Below are 20034 nucleotides of genomic sequence, written 5' to 3' on the forward strand. Positions count from 1 at the left end.
CCTCTCTTCTCTCCCAATCTCATTTCACGAAGGAAACTATGTCTCGCCGATCTCTCGTCTCTACCCTCGCGGCAAGTGCTGTTGCGCTTACGCTCGGTCTCTCCGGTTGCGTTGCTGGTGAAGGTTCAGCTCTTGCTCCTGAAGCCGTGAACAATGCCGGTGGCTGGACCAGCGACCAACTGACGGTGGACTTCGCCAGCTACAACCCGCTCAGCCTCATCATCAAAGAAGAGGGTTGGCTAGAAGAAACCCTTGGCGACGATGTCGAAGTGACGTGGATTCAGTCATCCGGTTCGGCCGCTGCAAACGATGCACTGCGCGCAGGAGCCCTCGACGTTGGTTCCACTGCTGGGTCTGCAGCACTTCTGGCGCGCGCCAATGGTTCGCCAATTAAAACGGTTGATGTCTACTCGCAGCCGAACTGGTCCGCCATCGTCGTTGCCGCGGATTCTCCTATTCAATCGGCCGAAGATCTGCGCGGTAAGAATATTGGGGCCAATGCGGGAACCGACCCATACTTCTTCTTGCTTCAGACTCTCGCGGAGTTCGGAATCGGACTTGATGAGGTCACGATCACCCAGCTTCAGCACGCTGATGGAAAGACTGCCTTGGAGTCAGGAGCCGTGGATGCGTGGGCTGGGCTCGACCCGCTCATGAGTGCATCCGTTGTGAATGCCGGTTCGCGAATCGTCTACGACAACCCAGATTTCAATAGTTACGGGTTCTTGAACGCGACCGAAAGCTTCTTGGAGAAGTCGCCCGACCTCGCGCAGCTGGTCGTCGATGCCTACGAGAAGGCACGTCAGTGGGCTGCTGATCGCCCGGATGACGCTGCCGCGATTTTTGCCGATGTAGCTGGTATCGATCTTCCGATCGCTCATTCCGTGTCGCTGGAACGGACAAATCTCGCTATTCACCCCGCCCCGGGTCAGAAGCAGCGTGATGTGCTCAACGTGATTGGCCCGATTTTTGTCGACTCGGGTGCCGTTGCAGACCAGTCGCAGATTGATGACGCTCTCGCGTCACTGTTCGAGGCGTCGTTCGTCGACGGTGCGGATCCGAGCCGTGTCACAGAATAATAGGTCGAGTGTGTTGGAGCGGCCCGTCGTAGGTAACGTCGAGGCCGCCCCGGCGCCCATTCCCACCACAACTTCTCGTCGCCCACGTCGCTGGGTGCGCGCGACCATTCTGGGCGCGGTTGTCCCTATCGTTTTGGTCGTACTGTGGCAGACAATCGCGACGTCGGGACTTGTGCCGAGCTATCGTCTGCCGACACCGTTCAGCGTCTGGGCCGCTGGAATGGATCTCGCTGAGCGAGGGGTGCTCTATCAGCACGTCGCTATCTCGACTCAGCGTGTGCTGTTGGGCTTCGCGATTGGATCCGTCGTAGGTCTGGCGCTTGCGGCGATCGTCGGATTGTCATCTCGGTTCTCTGAACTCTTTGCGCCGACACTGGTCGCCGTGCGCGCAGTACCGTCGCTCGCGTGGGTGCCGCTGCTCGGGCTCTACCTCGGCTACGGTGAAGACTCGAAGGTCGCGCTTATTGCGATCGGCGCGTTTTTCCGGTGTACACGACTGTCACGTCGGCTCTGCGGCATGTGGATGCTCACCTGGTCGAACTGGGCAGAAGCTACGGCTACTCCGGCACGGCCCTACTGAGTCTCGTGCAGTTGCCTGCCGTTGTGCCCGCGGTCATCTCTTCTCTCAGGCTTGCGCTTGCGCAAGCCTGGCTGTTTCTTGTAGCGGGGGAGTTGCTCGGAGCATCCTTGGGTCTCGGTTATCTGCTTGTGGACTCTCAACAGAACGGCCGTATCGATCGGCTGTTCCTGACAATCCTCTTGCTTGGACTGCTCGGTAAACTCACTGATACTGCGGTCGGCCTGCTCGAACGTTTCTTGCTCAAACGTTGGGGGTCGTAGAGCCGTCAAACGTGGGTATGAATTGGGCCTCTGAGCACGCTATAGTCGGTGAAACAGATTTCCTTTAAATTCCGTCCAGAGAGGCGGGGAAGGAGGTCAGAATGTCTGTACGTACAGTGCTGCAGCATGCTGATATCACCCGAGCGTTGACTCGTATTTCCCACGAAATTCTTGAGTCCAATCGCGGTTCAGACGATCTCGTCATCCTCGGCATCCCGACGCGCGGCGTCACGCTCGCAAAGCGGATCTCGGCGATCATTCAGTCAGTGGACTCCGCGGTCATCCCGGCCGGTGCACTCGACGTCACGATGTATCGCGATGATCTCGCCCAGAATCCCACGCGGGCAACAGGGCCAACCGACATCCCGAGCGGCGGCATCGATGGCAAGACCGTCGTGCTGGTTGACGACGTGCTTTACTCCGGCCGCACCATCCGTGCTGCCCTGGACGCTCTCGGCGATCTTGGCCGTCCGCGCGCTGTGCGATTGGCCGTGCTCGTCGACCGCGGCCATCGCGAGTTTCCGATTCGTGCCGACTTTGTGGGCAAAAACCTTCCAAGCTCGATGGAGGAACGCATCAACGTGCGCCTTGAAGAGATCGATGGAGCCGACGAGGTGACGATCGGATGAGGCACCTACTCACGACGCAGGGCTTGCGTCGCGACGAAGCCATCGCGATTCTCGATGTTGCTGAAGATATGGCTGCAGTCGGCGAGCGCGAAGTCAAAAAACTGCCGACGCTACGCGGCAAGACCGTCATCAACCTGTTCTTCGAAGACTCCACGCGCACCCGAATCTCATTTGAAGCCGCAGCGAAACGACTGAGCGCAGACGTCATCAATTTCGCAGCTAAGGGATCGAGCGTGTCAAAGGGCGAGAACCTCAAAGACACCGCCCAGACGCTCGCAGCGATGGGTGCCGACGCTGTTGTTGTGCGGCACTGGGCATCCGGTGCTCCTAAGACTCTTGCCGACAGCGGATGGATCGACGCTGGCATTGTGAATGCGGGTGACGGCACGCACGAGCATCCAACTCAAGCGCTGCTTGACGCCTTCACCATTCGTCGTAGGCTTCACGGTTCAGCTGCACGAGGCCGGGACCTAGACGGTGTAAGCGCCACGATTGTTGGCGATATCGTGCACTCCCGGGTCGCCCGCTCAAACGTGTGGCTACTGACAACGCTTGGTGCGCGAGTCACGCTCGTTGCCCCGGCGACCTTGCTGCCGGTAAACCTCAGCGGTTGGCCCGTAGAGGTGTCGTATGACCTTGATCACGCCATCGCTCAACGCCCTGATGTCATCATGATGTTGCGTGTGCAGGGCGAACGAATGGCTGCCGCGTTCTTCCCGAATGCTCGCGAATATTCCAAGCAGTGGGGACTCAATGACGAACGGATGCGGGCCCTGCCAGCAAGTAGCATGGTTATGCACCCTGGGCCGATGAATCGTGGCCTAGAAATCTCGGCTGCAGCCGCAGATTCGCCGCAGTCGACAGTGCTCGAACAGGTAAGAAACGGCGTCTCAGTGAGGATGTCGGTGTTGTATCACTTGCTGTCCGGAGCTGTGGAGCGGTGAACGCAGAACTAGCCCGTGCCGTCCCTGCATGTGCATCACCCCAGAGAAGAGGACTCTCGTGAGTATCAGAATCGTCAACGCAACTTTGCCTAACGGCAAGCGCGCCGACTTCACGATTGATCGTGGCGTGTTCACCGACGATAGTTCTGCGGATCGCACAATCGACGCAGCCGGGCTGCAAGCTCTTCCGGGTCTTGTCGATCTTCACACTCACCTGCGCGAACCAGGCTTTGAACAGAGCGAAACTGTATTGTCAGGCAGCCGTGCCGCGGCAATGGGCGGCTTTACTGCCGTCTTTGCGATGGCGAACACCATGCCGGTGCAGGACACTGCCGGAGTAGTTGAGCAAGTGCAGTCGTTGGGGGACACCCACGGCTACGCTACGGTGCGCCCCATCGGTGCGGTCACTGAGGGTCTTGCGGGAACTACGCTCTCTGAGATTGGCGCGATGGCGAACTCGCGTGCGGGAGTCCGCGTGTTTTCCGACGACGGCAAGTGCGTGCACAACGCTCTACTGATGCGTCGCGCGCTTGAATACGTGAAGACCTTTGACGGGGTCGTCGCTCAGCATGCTCAAGAGCCGACCCTCACCGTGGATGCGCAGATGAACGAGGGCGCTGTATCGAGCGAGCTTGGCCTCGCCGGATGGCCTGCGGTCGCCGAAGAGTCGATCATTGCCCGCGATGTTCTGCTCGCCGAGCATGTCGGTGCGCGGCTCCACATCTGTCACCTCTCCACCGCGGGCTCGGTTGACGTGATTCGCTGGGCCAAAGCCCGCGGCATTTCGGTTACCGCTGAGGTCACCCCGCATCACCTCCTGCTGACCGAAGAACTTGTTCGTGGCTATGACGCTCGTTTCAAGGTGAACCCACCGCTTCGCCGCGATGAGGATGTGCAGGCGCTTCGAGCAGCCCTTGCCGACGGAACCATCGACATCGTCGCGACCGACCACGCACCGCATCCGCCCGAGGCGAAAGAGTGCTCGTGGGCCGAAGCCGCCTTTGGCATGGTCGGGCTCGAATCTGCCCTCAACATCGTACAAGAAGCAGTTGTCGACACCGGGCAGCTGAGCTGGGTAGATATCGCGCGCGTTCTCTCGCAGACGCCAGCGCAGATCGGTCGTCTCGATGGCTATGACATCCCATTTGCCGTCGGATCGGCAGCGAACCTTGTGCTTCTTGATTCGAGCGCACGCTCAACGTTTAGCGCTGACTCGCTGCGCGGCAAGAGCGTGAACTCTCCATACTTGGGGCGCACGCTTCCCGGTCGAGTCATGACGACCATCCACAACGGCTATGAAACTGTCCGGGATGGTGATGTTGTTGAGGTTGACGAGGTCGCTCACAACGCTCGCCTCGCGGCTGCGGAGGCGAACCATGTCTAAAGATGTTTCAACGCTCATTGTGATTGGCGTTGTAGTGCTACTTCTTGGCCTGATGGTGGCGGGTTGGTACGCGCGTAAGCGTCGCCAGTCGCACATCGCTGTGCCGCAGCAACCACCAGTCGACCTTCCTGCCGGACACCCCAGCTTTAACGGTAAGTACGTGTCAACAACTCTCGCGGGAGACCAGCTCAATCGCGTCGCCGTTCACAGCCTAGGATTCCGCGGTAACTGCACAATTGAAGTTCACCCAGCGGGCATTGCGGTTTTCCGTGCTGGCGAACGCGATCTCTGGATTCCCCGCGCCGACGTGCGAGGAATCGTGCGCGCAACGTGGACTATCGACCGTGTGGTCGAACAAAACGGACTGCAGGTGATCGAGTGGACACTCGATGGGACCGCGGTCGATAGCTATTTCCGAATGGACGACCCTGAAGCTTCCGACAAGGAGCTCGCTGGTGTTGTTAGCAATGAAAGGCAGTCCCAATGACTTGTGAAGCAGCAGTGCTCGTATTGGAAGATGGCACACGCTATCTCGGGCAGGCCTACGGTGCCCGCGGACAGCGACTCGGCGAAGTGGTGTTCGCGACCGGAATGACGGGTTACCAGGAGACGATCACTGACCCCAGCTATGTGGGCCAAATCGTCGTCATGACGGCACCTCATATCGGCAACACCGGCGTCAACGACGAAGACCCAGAATCATCACGAATCTGGGTCTCCGGCTTCGTGGTTCGAGACGCCAGCCGCGTTGTCTCGAACTATCGAGCTAATGGCTCCTTAGATGATCAGCTCACCGAGCAGAGCATTGTGGGTATCAGCGGCGTAGACACTCGAGCGATCACCCGTCGCCTGCGGGACTCTGGCTCAATGCGTGGCGGCATCTTCTCGGGTACTGACGCCGAGCTGAGCCACGAAGAACAGCTCACAGCAGTGAAAGATACCGCGCAGATGACCGGTCGAAGCCTCTCTTCAAAGGTTTCGACGGCTGAAACATATGTGGTTGACGCTATTGGTGAGAGCATCGGCCGTCTGGCTGTGCTCGACCTCGGTGTGAAGACCTCTACTCTCAACTACTTGGCCGAGCGTGGCTTTGAGGTGCACGTGCTGCCTCAGACCGTCAGCTTCGACGAGATGCTTGCCATTGAGCCGGTTGCCGTCTTCTACTCGAATGGCCCTGGCGACCCCTCCGCATCCGACGCCCATGTTGCACTCCTGACCGAAGTACTCAAAAAGGGGTTGCCATTCTTCGGGATCTGCTTCGGCAACCAGCTCCTGGGTCGCGCGCTCGGCTACGGCACCTACAAGTTGCCGTTTGGTCACCGCGGAATCAACCAACCCGTCATCGACGTAAATACCCTGCGTACCGAGATCACCTCGCATAACCACGGCTTCGCGGTTGACGCCCCAGTTGGCGAGATCAGCCAGTCACCAGCCGGCTTCGGCCGGGTCGAAGTGAGCCATGTCAACCTCAACGACAACGTTGTTGAGGGTCTGCGCGCACTCGACGTTCCCGCTTTCTCCGTGCAGTACCACCCCGAGGCGGCCTCCGGTCCGCACGACGCAAATTACCTTTTCGACAGGTTCCGCGACCTTGTTCTCGAGAACGCAAAGGACAGCAAGTAATGCCCAAGAGACAAGACATTTCATCGGTGCTCGTTATCGGTTCTGGCCCGATCGTCATTGGCCAGGCAGCAGAGTTTGACTATTCGGGAACGCAAGCGTGCCGCGTGCTGCGTGAGGAGGGCATCCGTGTCATTCTCGTGAACTCGAACCCAGCGACGATCATGACAGACCCCGATTTCGCGGACGCGACCTACATTGAGCCGATCACGTGGGAGGTTATCGAGACGATCATTGCCAAGGAGCGTCCGGATGCCCTGCTTCCGACCCTTGGTGGCCAGACCGCACTCAATGCTGCCATCGAGCTCGACGCTCACGGCATCCTCGAGAAGTACAACGTTGAGCTAATCGGCGCCAACCTCGAGGCCATCAACAAGGGCGAGGACCGCCAGATCTTCAAGCAGCTTGTGCTTGATTGCGGTGCGGATGTCGCCAAGTCACACATTGCTACTACCGTTGCTGAGGCGGTCGATTTTGCCGAGGATCTCGGGTATCCGCTCGTGATTCGCCCCTCGTTCACCATGGGCGGACTGGGTTCTGGTTTCGCGTACACACGCGAAGAACTCGTGCGTATGGTCACTGATGGGCTGCATCAGAGTCCAACCACTTCAGTGCTTCTCGAAGAGAGCATCCTGGGCTGGAAGGAGTATGAGCTCGAGCTGATGCGTGATACCGCAGACAATACTGTTGTCGTGTGTTCGATCGAGAATGTCGATCCTGTTGGTGTTCACACTGGTGACTCGATCACTGTTGCCCCGGCGCTGACGCTCACCGACCGCGAATACCAGAATCTGCGAAACATTGGCATCGACATCATTCGGGCGGTCGGTGTTGATACCGGTGGTTGCAACATTCAGTTCGCGATTGACCCCGCTGATGGCCGTGTCATTGTTATTGAGATGAACCCGCGGGTTTCCCGTTCGAGCGCTCTTGCCTCTAAGGCGACGGGCTTCCCGATTGCGAAGATCGCCGCAAAACTGGCGATTGGGTACCGCCTCGATGAAATCCCGAACGACATCACCAAGGTCACCCCCGCAAGCTTCGAGCCAACTCTCGACTATGTCGTGGTGAAGGTTCCCCGCTTCGCTTTTGAGAAGTTCCCGGCGGCTGATACCCGCCTGACGACCACCATGAAGTCGGTAGGCGAGGCCATGGCAATCGGCCGCAACTACTCAACAGCGCTACAAAAGGCGCTCCGTTCGCTCGAGAAGCGCGATTCAAGCTTCCACTGGAACGGGCCGGTCGGCAACAAGGCTGAACTGCTCGCGCTCTCATCGATTGCCACTGATGGTCGCATCATTACTGTGCAGCAAGCGATGCGTGCTGGGGCGACAACCGAGGAGGTCTTCGAGGCCACCAAGATTGATCCCTGGTTCGTCGATCAAATCGCGCTCATCAACGAAGTAGCAGTCGATGTTGCGGATGCTCCTGAACTCAGCGCCGCGCTGCTGACCCACGCCAAGAATCACGGCTTTAGTGATATCCAGATCGCAGAGATTCGCGGCGTCTCTGAGGCCGAAGTTCGCGACCGGCGCTGGAATCTTGATGTGCGTCCCGTCTTCAAGACGGTCGATACCTGCGCGGGGGAGTTCCCCGCTCTGACGCCATACCACTACTCGAGCTACGATTCTGAAACCGAGGTGGTTCCGAGCGACAAGCGCAAGGTTGTCATCTTGGGTTCGGGCCCAAACCGCATCGGTCAGGGCATCGAGTTCGACTACTCCTGTGTGCACGCTTCGTTCGCTCTCTCCGATGCGGGCTACGAAACGATCATGATCAACTGCAACCCGGAGACAGTGTCAACGGACTATGACACCAGCGATCGCCTCTACTTCGAACCCCTAACGCTCGAAGACGTGCTGGAGATCATCCACGCGGAAAGCAAGAGTGGCGAGCTGATGGGCGTCATCGTTCAGCTCGGCGGCCAGACCGCTCTCGGACTTGCTCAGGGGCTTAAGGATGCCGGCATCCCGATTCTCGGAACAACCCCCGAAGCAATTGACCTTGCTGAGGAACGAGGGCTGTTCTCGGCCATTCTCGACAATGCAGGCCTTCTTGCTCCCAAGAACGGAACGGCAACCAACCAGGCCGAAGCGATCGCCATCGCCGAGAACATTGGATATCCCGTCCTGGTTCGCCCGTCGCACGTTCTCGGCGGGCGCGGTATGGAAATTGTGTACGACACGGTTGCACTCGCCGACTACTTCGATCGGGTGCGCGATGTCGTGATCATCTCAGAGACGTCGCCGCTGCTGGTCGACCGGTTCTTGGATGACGCAATCGAGATCGACATCGACGCGCTTTATGACGGTACCGAGTTGTATGTCGGCGGAATCATGGAGCATATCGAGGAGGCCGGGATCCACTCCGGTGACTCAGCATGCACCCTTCCTCCGGTGACGCTCGGGCGCGATGTGCTCAAGCGAGTCCGCGACGCGACACTGGCAATAGCCGAGGGTGTGGGCGTGCGTGGACTAATAAACGTGCAATTCGCCATTGGGCAGGGCATCCTTTACGTGCTCGAAGCCAACCCGCGCGCTAGCCGCACCGTGCCGTTCGTGTCGAAGGCTCTTGGTATCCCGCTGGCGAAGGCAGCTGCTCTCGTCATGGTTGGCTCCAGCATCCGTTCGCTCGTAGAGAGTGGCCTGCTCCCCGTTCTTGACGGCTCGCAAGTGCCCTCAACGTCGCCGGTGTCGGTGAAGGAGGCCGTGCTTCCGTTCAAACGCTTCCGCACCGTAGAAGGCAACGTTGTCGATTCGGTGCTTGGCCCGGAGATGCGCTCGACCGGTGAAGTGATGGGTATCGACTCCAACTTCCCGAAGGCTTTCGCGAAGAGTCAAGAAGCTGCTTACGGTGGATTGCCCGACAGCGGTACCGTGTTCGTTTCGGTTGCTGACCGTGACAAGCGCGCGGTGATTCTCCCGGTGTTGCGCCTCAGCCAGCTGGGATTCACGATCCTCGCCACTGACGGTACTGCCGAGATCTTGGCCCGCAACGGTATCGAAGCTCACGTGGTGCGCAAGTACTTCATGGGTCAAGAAGTTGATGCTGAAGAGCCGTCGATTGTCGAGCTCATCAACGCGGGCAAGGTGGATGTTGTCATCAACACGCCTAGCGGACGAAGCGCTCGTGCCGATGGCTATGAGATTCGCACGGCAACAGTCGCGGCTGACAAGCCCATCTTTACGACGATCGCCCAACTTGCCGCCGCCGTGGCATCGTTCGAGGCGATCCGAGACGGTTTCGACGTGCGGTCGCTTCAGGATTACGCCCTCGATCGTGCGGCTGAGCTCGAGAAGGTAGCGAACAATGCCTAGTTTCGCATCGCGGCTCGCCGCCACCTTCGAGGAGTTCGGCGGTGTCTGTATGGGCATCGACCCTCATCCCTTCCTGCTCGAAAGTTGGGGACTCTCCAATGACGTCCATGGCGTTCGCGAATTTGCGTTGCGTGCAGTGGATGCCGCAGCAGGCAACGTAGGAATGATCAAGCCGCAGGTTGCATTCTTCGAGCGCTTCGGTTCTGCCGGCTATGCGGTGCTCGAGGAGTCTTTCGCATTGGCGCGTTCAGCTGGGCTGCTCGTTATCGCCGATGTTAAGCGCGGCGATCTTTCCTCATCGGTTGATGCCTACGGTCAGGCCTGGCTTACGCCGGGATCGCCGTTGGAGGCAGACGCGATGACCGCGGTTGCGTATCAGGGTGTCTCCGAGCTTTCGGGTCCGTTTGAATTAGCGCGAGACGCGGGTAAGGGCATTTTCGTGCTCGCGGCAACGTCGAATGCTTCGGCTCACAGCATCCAATCTGCTCGCATTCTTGAGGGCGAACACGAGGGTGCCACGGTCGCTGCCAGTGTCGTTCGCGATGTTCGTGCGCTGAATTCAGAGAGCGGACTTGGTTCGTTTGGCGTTGTTATTGGTGCGACGGTGAATGTGGCCGACTACGGCATGAGCGTCGACGAGTTGATTGATCTACCTGTTTTGGCGCCAGGTTTTGGTGCTCAGGGAGCCCAGGTTGAGCAGGCGCGTGAGCTTTACGGTGCCGCGGTCGCCAACACGATCGTCACGGTCTCGCGGAGCGTTCTCCAAGAGGGATCGAGCCAGATTTCGTCGGAACTACGCTCATTGCGGTCGCAACTTCGTGAGCAGGTGCGCTAATGGGTCCGCGTCCGGAACCCCCAGAGGTCGACCGTGCTGCTGCATCGAGGGCAGCGATTGCTGCCCGCAGGGCTCGCGCTTCCGTCAAGCGCGAAGTGGCCGAGCGTGCTCGGACCGCGCTGAGCGTCGCGCGCACAGCGTGGGCGACGCCGGACAGCCCTGAAGCGAGACTGCTGGTGCGCGAGCTTCTACTCAGCGTGCCATCGCTCGGGCCGACCCGCGTTGACACCGTGATGGAAGAACTCGCGATCGCCGAACGCAAACGGGTAGGTGGTCTCGGTCCGAAGCAACGCGATCGACTCACCGCCTACCTCACAGATCGCCAAGGCCCAGAGCCGACGCGCCTCGTGGTCCTCGCTGGCCCGACTGCTGTCGGCAAGGGAACAGTCTCGAGCTACATCCGCGAAAATCATTCGGATGTCTTGCTCAGCGTTTCAGCGACAACTCGTAAGCCTCGGCCGGGGGAGATCGAGGGAGTTCACTACTACTTCGTCAGTGATGACCAATTCGACGCGATGATCGCGAATGATGAGCTGCTTGAATGGGCGGTCGTGCATAATTCCTACCGCTACGGCACGCCACGCCCGCCGATCGATGCGGCTCTTGCCGAGGGCAAGCGCGTTCTGCTCGAGATCGATCTGCAGGGTGCCCGATCCGTTCGCACCGTGATGCCCGAAGCCCTACTGGTGTTCCTATTGCCGCCAACGTGGGAAGAATTGGTGCGTCGATTGATCGGTCGTGGCACCGAGGATGGTGCCGAACAGGCCCGCAGATTAGAGACCGCAAAGGTCGAATTGGCGGCTCAAGAAGAGTTCGATGTGAAAGTTGTGAACACAGAAGTAAGCCAAGCGGCTCAAGAAGTCGTAGAATTGATGGATGCGCCCGCTGGCGCGACCACTTCCGACTCCAAGGAGCACTCCAATGGCTGACAAGAACTCGGGCATCATTGATCCCCCCATCGACGAATTGCTGTCGAAGGTTGACTCCAAGTACCAGCTCGTAATCTTCGCGTCCAAGCGCGCTCGCCAGATCAACGACTACTACGCAGACCTCCACGAGGGCAGCCTGTTCGACAACGTCGGACCACTCGTTGACTCCACGATCGAAGACAAGCCCCTTTCGGTTGCTCTTCGCGAGATCAACGAAAACAAGCTCGAGCTCAAGCGACTCAGCGGCGAATAGTAGCTACTTCGGTGACCGCGCTCAACGTAGTCGTCGGAATTTCTGGCGGAATCGCTGCCTATAAGGCGGTCTCCGTTGTGCGGGAGCTTGTGCTCGCGGGCCACGACGTTCACGTCGTCGCCACGAGCAACGCGCTCAAGTTTGTGGGATTGCCGACGCTTGAGGCGATAAGTCGCAACCCCGTTCATACAGACCTCTACGAGGGTGTGGATGAGGTGCGCCATGTTTCTGTCGGCCAGGCTGCCGACGTGATCGTGGTCGCGCCCGCTACTGCCAACACGATCGCCAAGATCGCGACTGGTCAGGCAAGCGACTTCCTCGGCAACACCATTCTGGCCAGCACAGCGCCGATTGTTGTTGCTCCAGCCATGCACACCGAAATGTGGCTCAATCCGGCAACGGTCGCCAATATTGAGACGCTGCGGTCACGCGGCATCTACATTGTTGGTCCAGAATCAGGCCAGTTGACTGGCACAGACAGCGGACCCGGCCGGATGTCAGAACCGAACGACATTGTTGCCGCCGCTTTAGCTGCGGTGGCATCCTCTCGCGATCTCGCCGGCCGCACCGTGCTCGTCACTGCGGGCGGCACCCGCGAGCCTCTCGATCCTGTTCGATTTATCGGCAATCGTTCGAGCGGAAAGCAGGGTGTTGCTGTTGCGAGCGCTGCTGCCGCACGTGGCGCTTCCGTAGTTCTGATCGGTGCCAACCTTGAGGTTTCGGCGCCGGCGGGCGTCCGGCTCGTTGAAGTAGGCACAACGCTAGAGCTGCAAACGGCTGTTGAGGCCGAAGCTACAGCGGCAGATCTGGTGGTCATGGCTGCTGCGGTTGCTGACTACCGCCCGGCCGAGACCGCTCAGTCCAAGATTAAGAAGCGCAGTGATTCGAGCACGCTCGAACTGCGTCTGGAAGAGAACCCTGACATCTTGCGTGGGCTGTCACACAACCGTTCACGCGATCAACTGATCGTCGGGTTTGCGGCAGAGACTGAACCAGACGACGATGCGCTTCTGCAACTGGGTCGCGCCAAAGTTGCACGCAAGGGTTGTGACTTTCTGGTTCTCAACCGTGTGGGTTGGACTGAAGGCTTTGCCTCGGACCGTAACACTGTCGTCGTTATCGACAAGGCCGGAGATAGAGTGGGCGAGGCAAGCGGAAGCAAGTTGTCGGTGGCCCACCGCATTCTGGATCTTGTGTTCGCAGCCCGCTGACATCCATTCATCACTACCGGAGACGGCTTATGACTTCGCCCCTGCGCACCTTCACCTCGGAGTCTGTTACCGAGGGACACCCCGACAAGATTTGCGATCAGATCAGTGACAGCATCTTGGATGCTCTGCTTGAGGAAGATCCTCACGCTCGTGTTGCGGTTGAGACCCTGGTAACCACTGGTCTTGTTCACGTCGCTGGCGAGGTCACAACATCCGGTTATGCCGACATTCCCGCTATCGTTCGGGACCGCATTTCTGAGATTGGGTACAACTCCTCGGCCGTTGGCTTCGATGGTCGTTCCTGTGGCGTCTCGATCTCTATCGGCGCGCAGTCGCCAGACATTGCGCAGGGGGTTGATGTTTCTTTGGAGACCCGTGAAGGAGACTCGAGCGACGAACTCGACGTTCTCGGCGCTGGTGACCAGGGCGTCATGTTCGGCTACGCGACCATCGAAACCCCTCAGCTCATGCCAGCACCGGTCTGGCTTGCGCACCGGATGGCGGAACGACTTGCTGAGGTTCGCAAGCTCGGGCTGGTTGACTATTTGCGTCCAGATGGCAAGACCCAGGTGACGGTTGGCTACGAGGGCGATATCCCGCGCAGCATTGAGACTGTCGTACTGTCGACCCAGCATTCGCCACACGTCTCGACGGCACAGTTGCGCGCCGAGATCGAAGAACTCGTCGTTCGTCCCATTGCCGAGAGCTCTGGTCTTGATCTGTCGAACCTGCAAGCGATCGTGAATCCAAGCGGCCGTTTCGAAATCGGTGGTCCGCAGGGCGACGCTGGAGTAACCGGCCGCAAGGTAATCGTCGACACGTACGGCGGAGCATCGCGTCACGGCGGCGGCGCATTCAGTGGCAAAGACCCGTCGAAGGTTGACCGCTCGGCTGCCTACGCCATGCGCTGGGTTGCCAAGAACGCTGTAGCGGCAGGCCTTGCCGATCGTCTCGAGATTCAGATTGCCTACGCAATCGGTCGCGCTGCGCCGGTGAGCCTGTATGTGGAAACGTTCGGCACGGGTCACGTTTCTGACGAGGCCATCTTGGGTGCGATCAATGAAGTATTTGATCTGCGACCTGGCGCCATCATCCGTGACCTTGATCTCTTGCGGCCCATTTACGCGAAGACGGCAACCTACGGTCACTTCGGTCGTGAACTTCCCGAGTTCACGTGGGAGCGACTCGACCGCGTTGAGGCTCTTCGCAGGGCCGCTGGGCTCTAGAGATGACTGAAGCATCCATCGCACGGGTGCTCATTGACTCTCCGCTGCCGCAACTCGACAGACTATTCGATTACGCAATTCCCGAGAACCTTCGGGAGGAAGCCCGTGCTGGCGTTCGAGTCAAGGCTCCGCTGAAGACTCTGGGCCGCCTGGTCGAGGGGTGGATTGTTGAACTCACCGATACGGTGGGCTACGCAGGCAAGTTGAGTGAGCTCGATTCGGTCATCTCACCGTTCCCCGTTCTCGCGCCAGAAGTCTGGACTCTTGCCCGTGCGGCGGCGGATCGGGCCGCGGGAAACGCAGCCGATGTGTTGCGATTGGGGATCCCTAAGCGTCACGCCCGAGCTGAAAAGTCACTTCCGGAGCCTGCAATGGTTTCCTACGAGCATTCAGGCGAACCGCTGGCGGTCACCTATTTCGATGCTGATTCGATCACCACCCTTTTCGCTGCGAACAAACGCGCGGCCCTGGCCGCGCCGACCGGGGTCGTTGAAATTTCGCCAGGCAAGTGGGTCGGCCGATGGGCGGTGACCATGGCCGAATTGGCCGCCCAGACGCTTGCTCGTGGCTCGACGGCGATCTTGGCCACTCCTGATTTTCGTGATCAGGAGCAACTCGAAGCCGCAGTAACTGCACTCGTCCCCGAGGATCGAATTCTGCGCCTCGATGCGCGCCAGAGCGTTCAGCGTCGCTATGGAAATTTCCTGAGGACGCACGACGGCACTCCTTATGTGATCATCGGCAACAGGTCGGTCGTGTACGCACCAGCGACGAAGTTAGGCCTTCTCGTGGTCTGGGACGACGGAGACTCGCTTTACAGCGAGAACCTCTCGCCGTACATCCACACTCGAGACGCAGCGTTGCTTCGCCAAGAGCAGCAGCAGTGTGCGCTCGTATTCTTGAGCCACTCCCGCAGCACCGAAGTGCAGCGCCTTGTTGAGGTCGGGTGGTTTGGGGCAATGAGCCCCGGAGGAATTCGTCCGCCGAAGGTGATCCCTTCGGCCAATCAGGTCAGCCAAGATCGGCTTGCCGCAATTGCTCGCATCCCGTCGGCAGCGTGGAAAGCAGCGCGTGCGGGGCTCGATGAGGGCCCAGTTCTGGTTCAGGTAGCCCGTCCCGGCTACGCCCCTAGGCTCGCTTGTGCGGATTGCGCTCAGACTGCACGATGTACAACCTGTGCCGGACCACTGGCGCAACGCTCCGCCTCCTCGACACCAAGCTGTGTGTGGTGTGGGGCGTTGGCCGTGAAGTGGCGGTGTCGTGAGTGTGACGGCACTCGTCTGCGGATGGTTGGTTCCGGCAGCGCCCGAACCGCTGACGAGTTGGGGCGAGCATTTCCCGGCTACCGCGTGATTGTGGCCGATGGAGATCATCAGGTCACAACCGTCTCGTCAGAGCCGTCGCTGGTGATCGCAACACGGGGTGCCGAACCGGTCGCTGAGGGTGGCTACCGTGCGGTGCTGCTCCTTGACGGTGCAGGCATGCTGGCCCGTGAAAGTTTGCGCGTGTCGGAGGATTGCCTTCGCTGGTGGTCAAATGCGATTGCGTTGGCAGCCGACGGTGCGCCGGCCGTGGTCGTCGGGGTGGGCGGAGCCCTAGCGACGGCTCTCGTCACGTGGCGCCAAGAAGACTTCGCAAGCTCTGAGCTCGCGGATCGCCGAGAACTGCGGTTTCCGCCGGCGATTCGTGTGGCAACGCTCACCGGCAAAGTCGCACTCGTCGCCGCAGCGATAGAGCAATTGCCGGTTGAACCGCTGGATGTATTGGGCCCAGTAGATCTTCCTGATGGCGTCGTGCGCACGATCATCCGGTTCGACTACAAGGCGGGTCCTGCAGTTGCAGAACAGCTGAAGGCACTCGTTGTGGCTGCGACGACCGTGTCGCGCAGTAATCGCAAACCGGGAATGCCGCGAGCCAGCCAGCCGGCGCCCGGGTTGCGAGTTCACCTCGACGATCTTGAGCCCTTTGTTGATCTGTAGCCGCACTGTGCGAACCCCCGTGCAATTTCGCGAGAGAATTGGTGGATGACTTCGTTGCGAATTCTCTTTGCCGGCAGCCCCGAGGTTGCTGTTCCGAGTCTCGATGCACTCCTAGAGAGTGACCACGAGATCGCCGGGGTGCTCACCCGCACCGATTCTGCGCAGGGACGCCGCCGTGTAATGACTCCGACTCCCGTTGCCGCGCGGGCCGAGCACGCCGGCATCGATGTCATTCGGGCGAACCGTCTCGATGACGAAGCAAGCGCTGCAATCGATGCGCTCGGCGTCGATCTTGGTGTGATTGTCGCCTATGGCGGTCTCGTGCCCGCGAAGGTGCTCACGGTTCCGCGCCTGGGCTGGATCAACCTACACTTTTCGCTTCTTCCTCAGTGGCGCGGTGCAGCGCCAGTTCAGCGAGCGATCATGGGCGGCGATACTCTCGCTGGCGCCACTGTTTTCCAGTTGGTTGAGAAGCTAGACGCCGGCAACATTTTCGCGACGATGACAGAGCCGATCGGTGCACAACAGACTGCCGGTGCGCTGCTTAAGCAACTCTCCTTCTCTGGTGCGGACCTGCTCTCTCGGGTGGTTGATTCGTTGGCAGACGGCAGCGCTCTCGCGGTGCCGCAGTCAGGAGAGGTCACTTTGGCTCCGAAGCTGACATTGAATGACGGCCGAATCGATTGGTCTCTGCCAGCGCAGGCAGTACACGACCAGATCCGGGGTGTCACTCCGGAGCCCGGTGCATCGACCCAGGTCGATGGCAAGAGGCTAAAAGTTCTCGAGGCAGCAATTGCGCGCGAGACACCGGCCCTGCCTGTTGGGCGCATTGACTTCGTCGGCAAGAAGGTTTTTGTCGGCACAGCAACAGAACCAATCGAGCTTCTCCGGGTTCACCCGGAGGGGCGTAATGCAATGGATGCCGCAGCCTGGTGGCGCGGCCTGAATTCAGAATCAGAGGTGGTGGCTTCGTGAGCTACGCACAGTCAGCCCGTCGAGTCGCGCTCGATGTCATCATGGCGGTGCGCGAGTCCGATGCGTACGCCAACTTGCTTTTGCCGGTTCACCTCGAACGGGCGAAGCTTTCGCCAGCTGACGCAGGTCTTGCCACCGAACTTACCTACGGCACACTGCGCATGCAGGGCTACTACGACGCCGTGATTGCGCAGGCTGCTGGGCGTGCTGTCTCGAAGATTGATCCGCCTGTCCTCGATGTGTTGAGGCTCGCGACCCACCAGTTGTTGTCGATGCGCGTTCCCTCGCACGCCGCCGTTGACGAGTCGGTTCGCTTGGCGAAGACGATTGGTTCACGTTCGGCAGTGGGTTTCGTCAACGCAGTTTTGCGCGCGATCACGAAGCACGAACCAGAGGTGTGGCGGGAGCGTGTTATTGGTGCGGCGGGGTCGGGAGAGGAAGCCCTCGCGCTGGCGTATTCGCATCCGCTCTGGGTTACGCGTGCGTTCCGGCAGGTGTTGGTCGCTGAGGGGCGTGAAGTCGAGCTTGAGGGTTTGTTGGCCGCCGATAATGTTCCTGCCCGCGTGTCTGTTGCCGCTCTGCCAGGGTTCGCGGATGCCGCACACATTGATGTGACCATCGCCGAGTATTCGCCGGTCGGTGGAATTTTGCGTGAGGGTGACCCTGGCAAGAACGCAGCAGTCGCTTCGGGGCGAGCACGCGTGCAGGACGAGGGCTCTCAGTTGGCTGCACTCGCGTTGAGCCGAGCTCGGCCAATTGTTGCGGGTGAGTCATGGCTCGATATGTGCGCTGGCCCCGGTGGCAAAGCTGCGCTGCTCGCCGCTGAAGCCCTCCTTGGTGGCGCTCAGCTAACGGCAAATGAACTCATTCCTGCTCGGGCGAAGCTTGTGCGCAACGCTCTTGCCGTGTTTGATGTCCCTCCCGAGGTGTGGGAGAAAGACGGCGTTGAGATTGGCCAGGAGCATCCGGGGGAGTTCGACCGAATCTTGCTTGACGCCCCGTGTACCGGGTTGGGTGCTCTGCGGCGTCGCCCCGAAGCGCGCTGGCGTAAACAACCAGGTGATGTCGCCCAGCTTGGCGCTCTGCAGACCGCGTTGCTCCACTCCGCTCTTGATGCGCTGAAGCCGGGTGGGGTGCTTGCGTATGTCACGTGCTCTCCGCACGCCGCAGAAACGAAAGCGGTCGTTGGTTCGGTGCTTCGCAAGGTTCCGAGCGTAACCAAGATGGATACTCCAGCGGTCGTGCGCCAAATCGCAGTGCACGAACTAGACATGCCAGAAGCGAGTCACGTGCAGCTGTGGCCGCACCGCCACGGCACCGACGCAATGTTCATTCAGCTGCTTGTGAAGGCAGACTCCTAGATAGGCTCTCGCTATGTCAGTACGTATTAACCCCAGTATTCTCGCTGCCGATTTCGTAAACCTTGAACGCGATATTTCGCGGATCTCAAATGCTGACCTCGTGCACGTTGACATCATGGATAACCATTTCGTACCAAACCTCACGTTTGGGTTGCAGATGACTGAACGTATTCAGCAGGTCTCACCGATTCCACTCGATGTGCACCTCATGATTAGCAATCCTGAACGCTGGGCGCCTGACTACGCGGACTTGGGCGCTTTTGCGGTCACCTTCCACGCAGAAGCGGCAGAGGATGCTGTTGCATTGGCACGCACGTTGCGATCTCAGGGCACACGCGCCGGCGTCGCGCTGAAGCCTGGCACGGCCGTGGAGCCCTACCTTGAACTACTTGAAGAGTTCGACCAAGTGCTCGTCATGACTGTCGAACCCGGCTTTGGCGGTCAGAGTTTCATGGAAGAGACGATGCCGAAGCTGCGCCAGTTGCGCGAACTGGTCGACAAGCGTGGGCTCGACGTGTGGCTCGAAGTGGACGGTGGAGTCGACGAACGCACGATCGAAATTGCAGCAGCGGCCGGCGCCGACACTTTTGTTGCTGGCTCATCCGTCTTTCGCGGAGCTGATCCTTCGCGTCGTGTCACCGAATTGCGCGAACGTGCGAGCGCTCACCGTCACTAGTCAGCTCGTAGCTAGCGCGTCTGGTTGACTAGTCCCATGAGCGATTCAGGAAAAACCAAGCCAGAGGTCGAGTTCTATGAGGGTCAAGCGCCCGCTGAACTCGTTGTTATTGATATTGAAGAAGGAACCGGAGCTGAGGCCACAGCCGGCGCGACTGTCAACGTTCACTACCTGGGCGTCGATTTCGAATCGGGCGAAGAGTTCGACTCCTCGTGGAGCCGCGGAGAGTCAATCAACTTTCCGCTTACCGCTCTCATCAGCGGATGGCAAGAAGGTATCCCCGGCATGAAGGTTGGCGGACGTCGTCAGCTCATCTGCCCGCCGCACCTTGCCTACGGGCCCGCAGGCGGAGGACACCAGTTGTCTGGTCGCACCCTGACCTTCGTGATCGATCTTCTCGGCACTAACTAGGCAGACGTTCGCTTCTAGTAAAACGGCGAGGGACCGTCCTTCGGGACGGTACCCTTGACGTGTGAAAGACTTTGACGAACTTTTTGCAGAGCTAACCCGCAAAGCGGTTGATCGGCCCGACGACTCAGGCTCGGTTGCCCTTCTCGATGCCGGCGTGCATTCGATCGGCAAAAAGATCGTCGAAGAGGCTGCTGAAGTGTGGATGGCAGCCGAATTCCAGTCTGACGAAGAAACTGCCGAAGAAATATCACAGTTGATTTATCACCTCCAGGTTCTGATGGTTGCCAAGGGGCTTACTCCCGAGGACGTGTGGCGACATCTCTGACGCCAGTACACCCCCTTTTTCGCGCGAACTGACTGAGAGT

18 protein-coding genes and 1 pseudogene are annotated in these 20034 nt (G+C 59.6%); all 19 read left to right on the forward strand.

The window, feature by feature from the left end:
• The first annotated feature begins 38 nt into the window (after window positions 1–38).
• The 19 genes and pseudogenes from ABD112_RS08475 (at window position 39) to ABD112_RS08565 (ending at window position 19994) form a co-directional block, all read left to right on the forward strand.
• Window positions 39–1079, forward strand: coding sequence for an aliphatic sulfonate ABC transporter substrate-binding protein (locus tag ABD112_RS08475; protein WP_343924960.1), 1041 nt, complete (start codon window positions 39–41; stop codon window positions 1077–1079).
• 13 nt (window positions 1080–1092) lie between these two features.
• Window positions 1093–1919 (forward strand): annotated as a pseudogene (locus ABD112_RS08480) (ABC transporter permease).
• A gap of 101 nt (window positions 1920–2020) precedes the next feature.
• Window positions 2021–2548 carry a bifunctional pyr operon transcriptional regulator/uracil phosphoribosyltransferase PyrR gene (pyrR, locus tag ABD112_RS08485; protein WP_343924961.1) on the forward strand — a complete coding sequence of 176 codons (528 nt, stop codon included), beginning with the start codon at window positions 2021–2023 and terminating at the stop codon, window positions 2546–2548.
• Complete coding sequence (locus ABD112_RS08490) at window positions 2545–3492, forward strand: aspartate carbamoyltransferase catalytic subunit (protein ID WP_343924963.1); 948 nt, start codon at window positions 2545–2547, stop codon at window positions 3490–3492. The genes pyrR and ABD112_RS08490 overlap by 4 nt, the downstream gene beginning before the upstream one ends.
• A 28-nt stretch (window positions 3493–3520) precedes the next feature.
• On the forward strand, window positions 3521–4876 hold the full coding sequence (locus ABD112_RS08495; RefSeq protein WP_343924965.1) for a dihydroorotase: 1356 nt from the start codon (window positions 3521–3523) through the stop codon (window positions 4874–4876).
• Window positions 4869–5363 (forward strand): PH-like domain-containing protein, encoded by a 495-nt coding sequence (locus tag ABD112_RS08500; protein ID WP_343924966.1) that lies wholly within the window; start codon window positions 4869–4871, stop codon window positions 5361–5363. The genes ABD112_RS08495 and ABD112_RS08500 overlap by 8 nt, the downstream gene beginning before the upstream one ends.
• Window positions 5360–6499 carry a glutamine-hydrolyzing carbamoyl-phosphate synthase small subunit gene (gene carA, locus ABD112_RS08505; protein WP_343924968.1) on the forward strand — a complete coding sequence of 380 codons (1140 nt, stop codon included), beginning with the start codon at window positions 5360–5362 and terminating at the stop codon, window positions 6497–6499. Before ABD112_RS08500 ends, carA begins: the two co-directional genes overlap by 4 nt.
• Window positions 6499–9813: a carbamoyl-phosphate synthase large subunit gene (gene carB / locus ABD112_RS08510; protein ID WP_343924970.1), complete on the forward strand. Its 3315-nt coding sequence runs from the start codon at window positions 6499–6501 to the stop codon at window positions 9811–9813. Before carA ends, carB begins: the two co-directional genes overlap by 1 nt.
• Window positions 9806–10648, forward strand: a complete 843-nt coding sequence (gene pyrF, locus ABD112_RS08515; protein WP_343924972.1) for an orotidine-5'-phosphate decarboxylase — start codon at window positions 9806–9808, stop codon at window positions 10646–10648. Before carB ends, pyrF begins: the two co-directional genes overlap by 8 nt.
• Window positions 10648–11577: a guanylate kinase gene (gene gmk / locus ABD112_RS08520; protein WP_343924974.1), complete on the forward strand. Its 930-nt coding sequence runs from the start codon at window positions 10648–10650 to the stop codon at window positions 11575–11577. The genes pyrF and gmk overlap by 1 nt, the downstream gene beginning before the upstream one ends.
• Window positions 11570–11830, forward strand: a complete 261-nt coding sequence (gene rpoZ / locus ABD112_RS08525) for a DNA-directed RNA polymerase subunit omega (RefSeq protein ID WP_343924976.1) — start codon at window positions 11570–11572, stop codon at window positions 11828–11830. The genes gmk and rpoZ overlap by 8 nt, the downstream gene beginning before the upstream one ends.
• An 11-nt stretch (window positions 11831–11841) precedes the next feature.
• A complete protein-coding gene (gene coaBC, locus ABD112_RS08530) occupies window positions 11842–13041 on the forward strand; it encodes a bifunctional phosphopantothenoylcysteine decarboxylase/phosphopantothenate--cysteine ligase CoaBC (RefSeq protein WP_343924977.1) in 1200 nt (399 codons plus the stop codon).
• A gap of 29 nt (window positions 13042–13070) precedes the next feature.
• On the forward strand, window positions 13071–14267 hold the full coding sequence (gene metK, locus ABD112_RS08535; protein ID WP_343924979.1) for a methionine adenosyltransferase: 1197 nt from the start codon (window positions 13071–13073) through the stop codon (window positions 14265–14267).
• A gap of 2 nt (window positions 14268–14269) precedes the next feature.
• Window positions 14270–16246: a primosomal protein N' family DNA-binding protein gene (locus ABD112_RS08540; RefSeq protein ID WP_343924981.1), complete on the forward strand. Its 1977-nt coding sequence runs from the start codon at window positions 14270–14272 to the stop codon at window positions 16244–16246.
• Between the two features lie 54 nt (window positions 16247–16300).
• Window positions 16301–17221 (forward strand): methionyl-tRNA formyltransferase, encoded by a 921-nt coding sequence (gene fmt, locus ABD112_RS08545; protein WP_343925157.1) that lies wholly within the window; start codon window positions 16301–16303, stop codon window positions 17219–17221.
• The gene (locus ABD112_RS08550) at window positions 17218–18582 is read left to right on the forward strand and encodes an RsmB/NOP family class I SAM-dependent RNA methyltransferase (RefSeq protein ID WP_343924983.1); all 1365 of its coding nucleotides are present in this window, start codon (window positions 17218–17220) and stop codon (window positions 18580–18582) included. The genes fmt and ABD112_RS08550 overlap by 4 nt, the downstream gene beginning before the upstream one ends.
• Before the next feature lie 13 nt (window positions 18583–18595).
• Window positions 18596–19258 carry a ribulose-phosphate 3-epimerase gene (rpe, locus tag ABD112_RS08555; protein WP_343924984.1) on the forward strand — a complete coding sequence of 221 codons (663 nt, stop codon included), beginning with the start codon at window positions 18596–18598 and terminating at the stop codon, window positions 19256–19258.
• Window positions 19259–19294: 36 nt separating this feature from the next.
• The gene (locus tag ABD112_RS08560) at window positions 19295–19669 is read left to right on the forward strand and encodes an FKBP-type peptidyl-prolyl cis-trans isomerase (RefSeq protein ID WP_343924985.1); all 375 of its coding nucleotides are present in this window, start codon (window positions 19295–19297) and stop codon (window positions 19667–19669) included.
• A gap of 61 nt (window positions 19670–19730) precedes the next feature.
• Window positions 19731–19994, forward strand: a complete 264-nt coding sequence (locus ABD112_RS08565; RefSeq protein WP_343924987.1) for a phosphoribosyl-ATP diphosphatase — start codon at window positions 19731–19733, stop codon at window positions 19992–19994.
• Window positions 19995–20034 lie beyond the last annotated feature (40 nt).

Source organism: Rhodoglobus aureus, assembly GCF_039527955.1.
GTDB lineage: Bacteria > Actinomycetota > Actinomycetes > Actinomycetales > Microbacteriaceae > Rhodoglobus > Rhodoglobus aureus.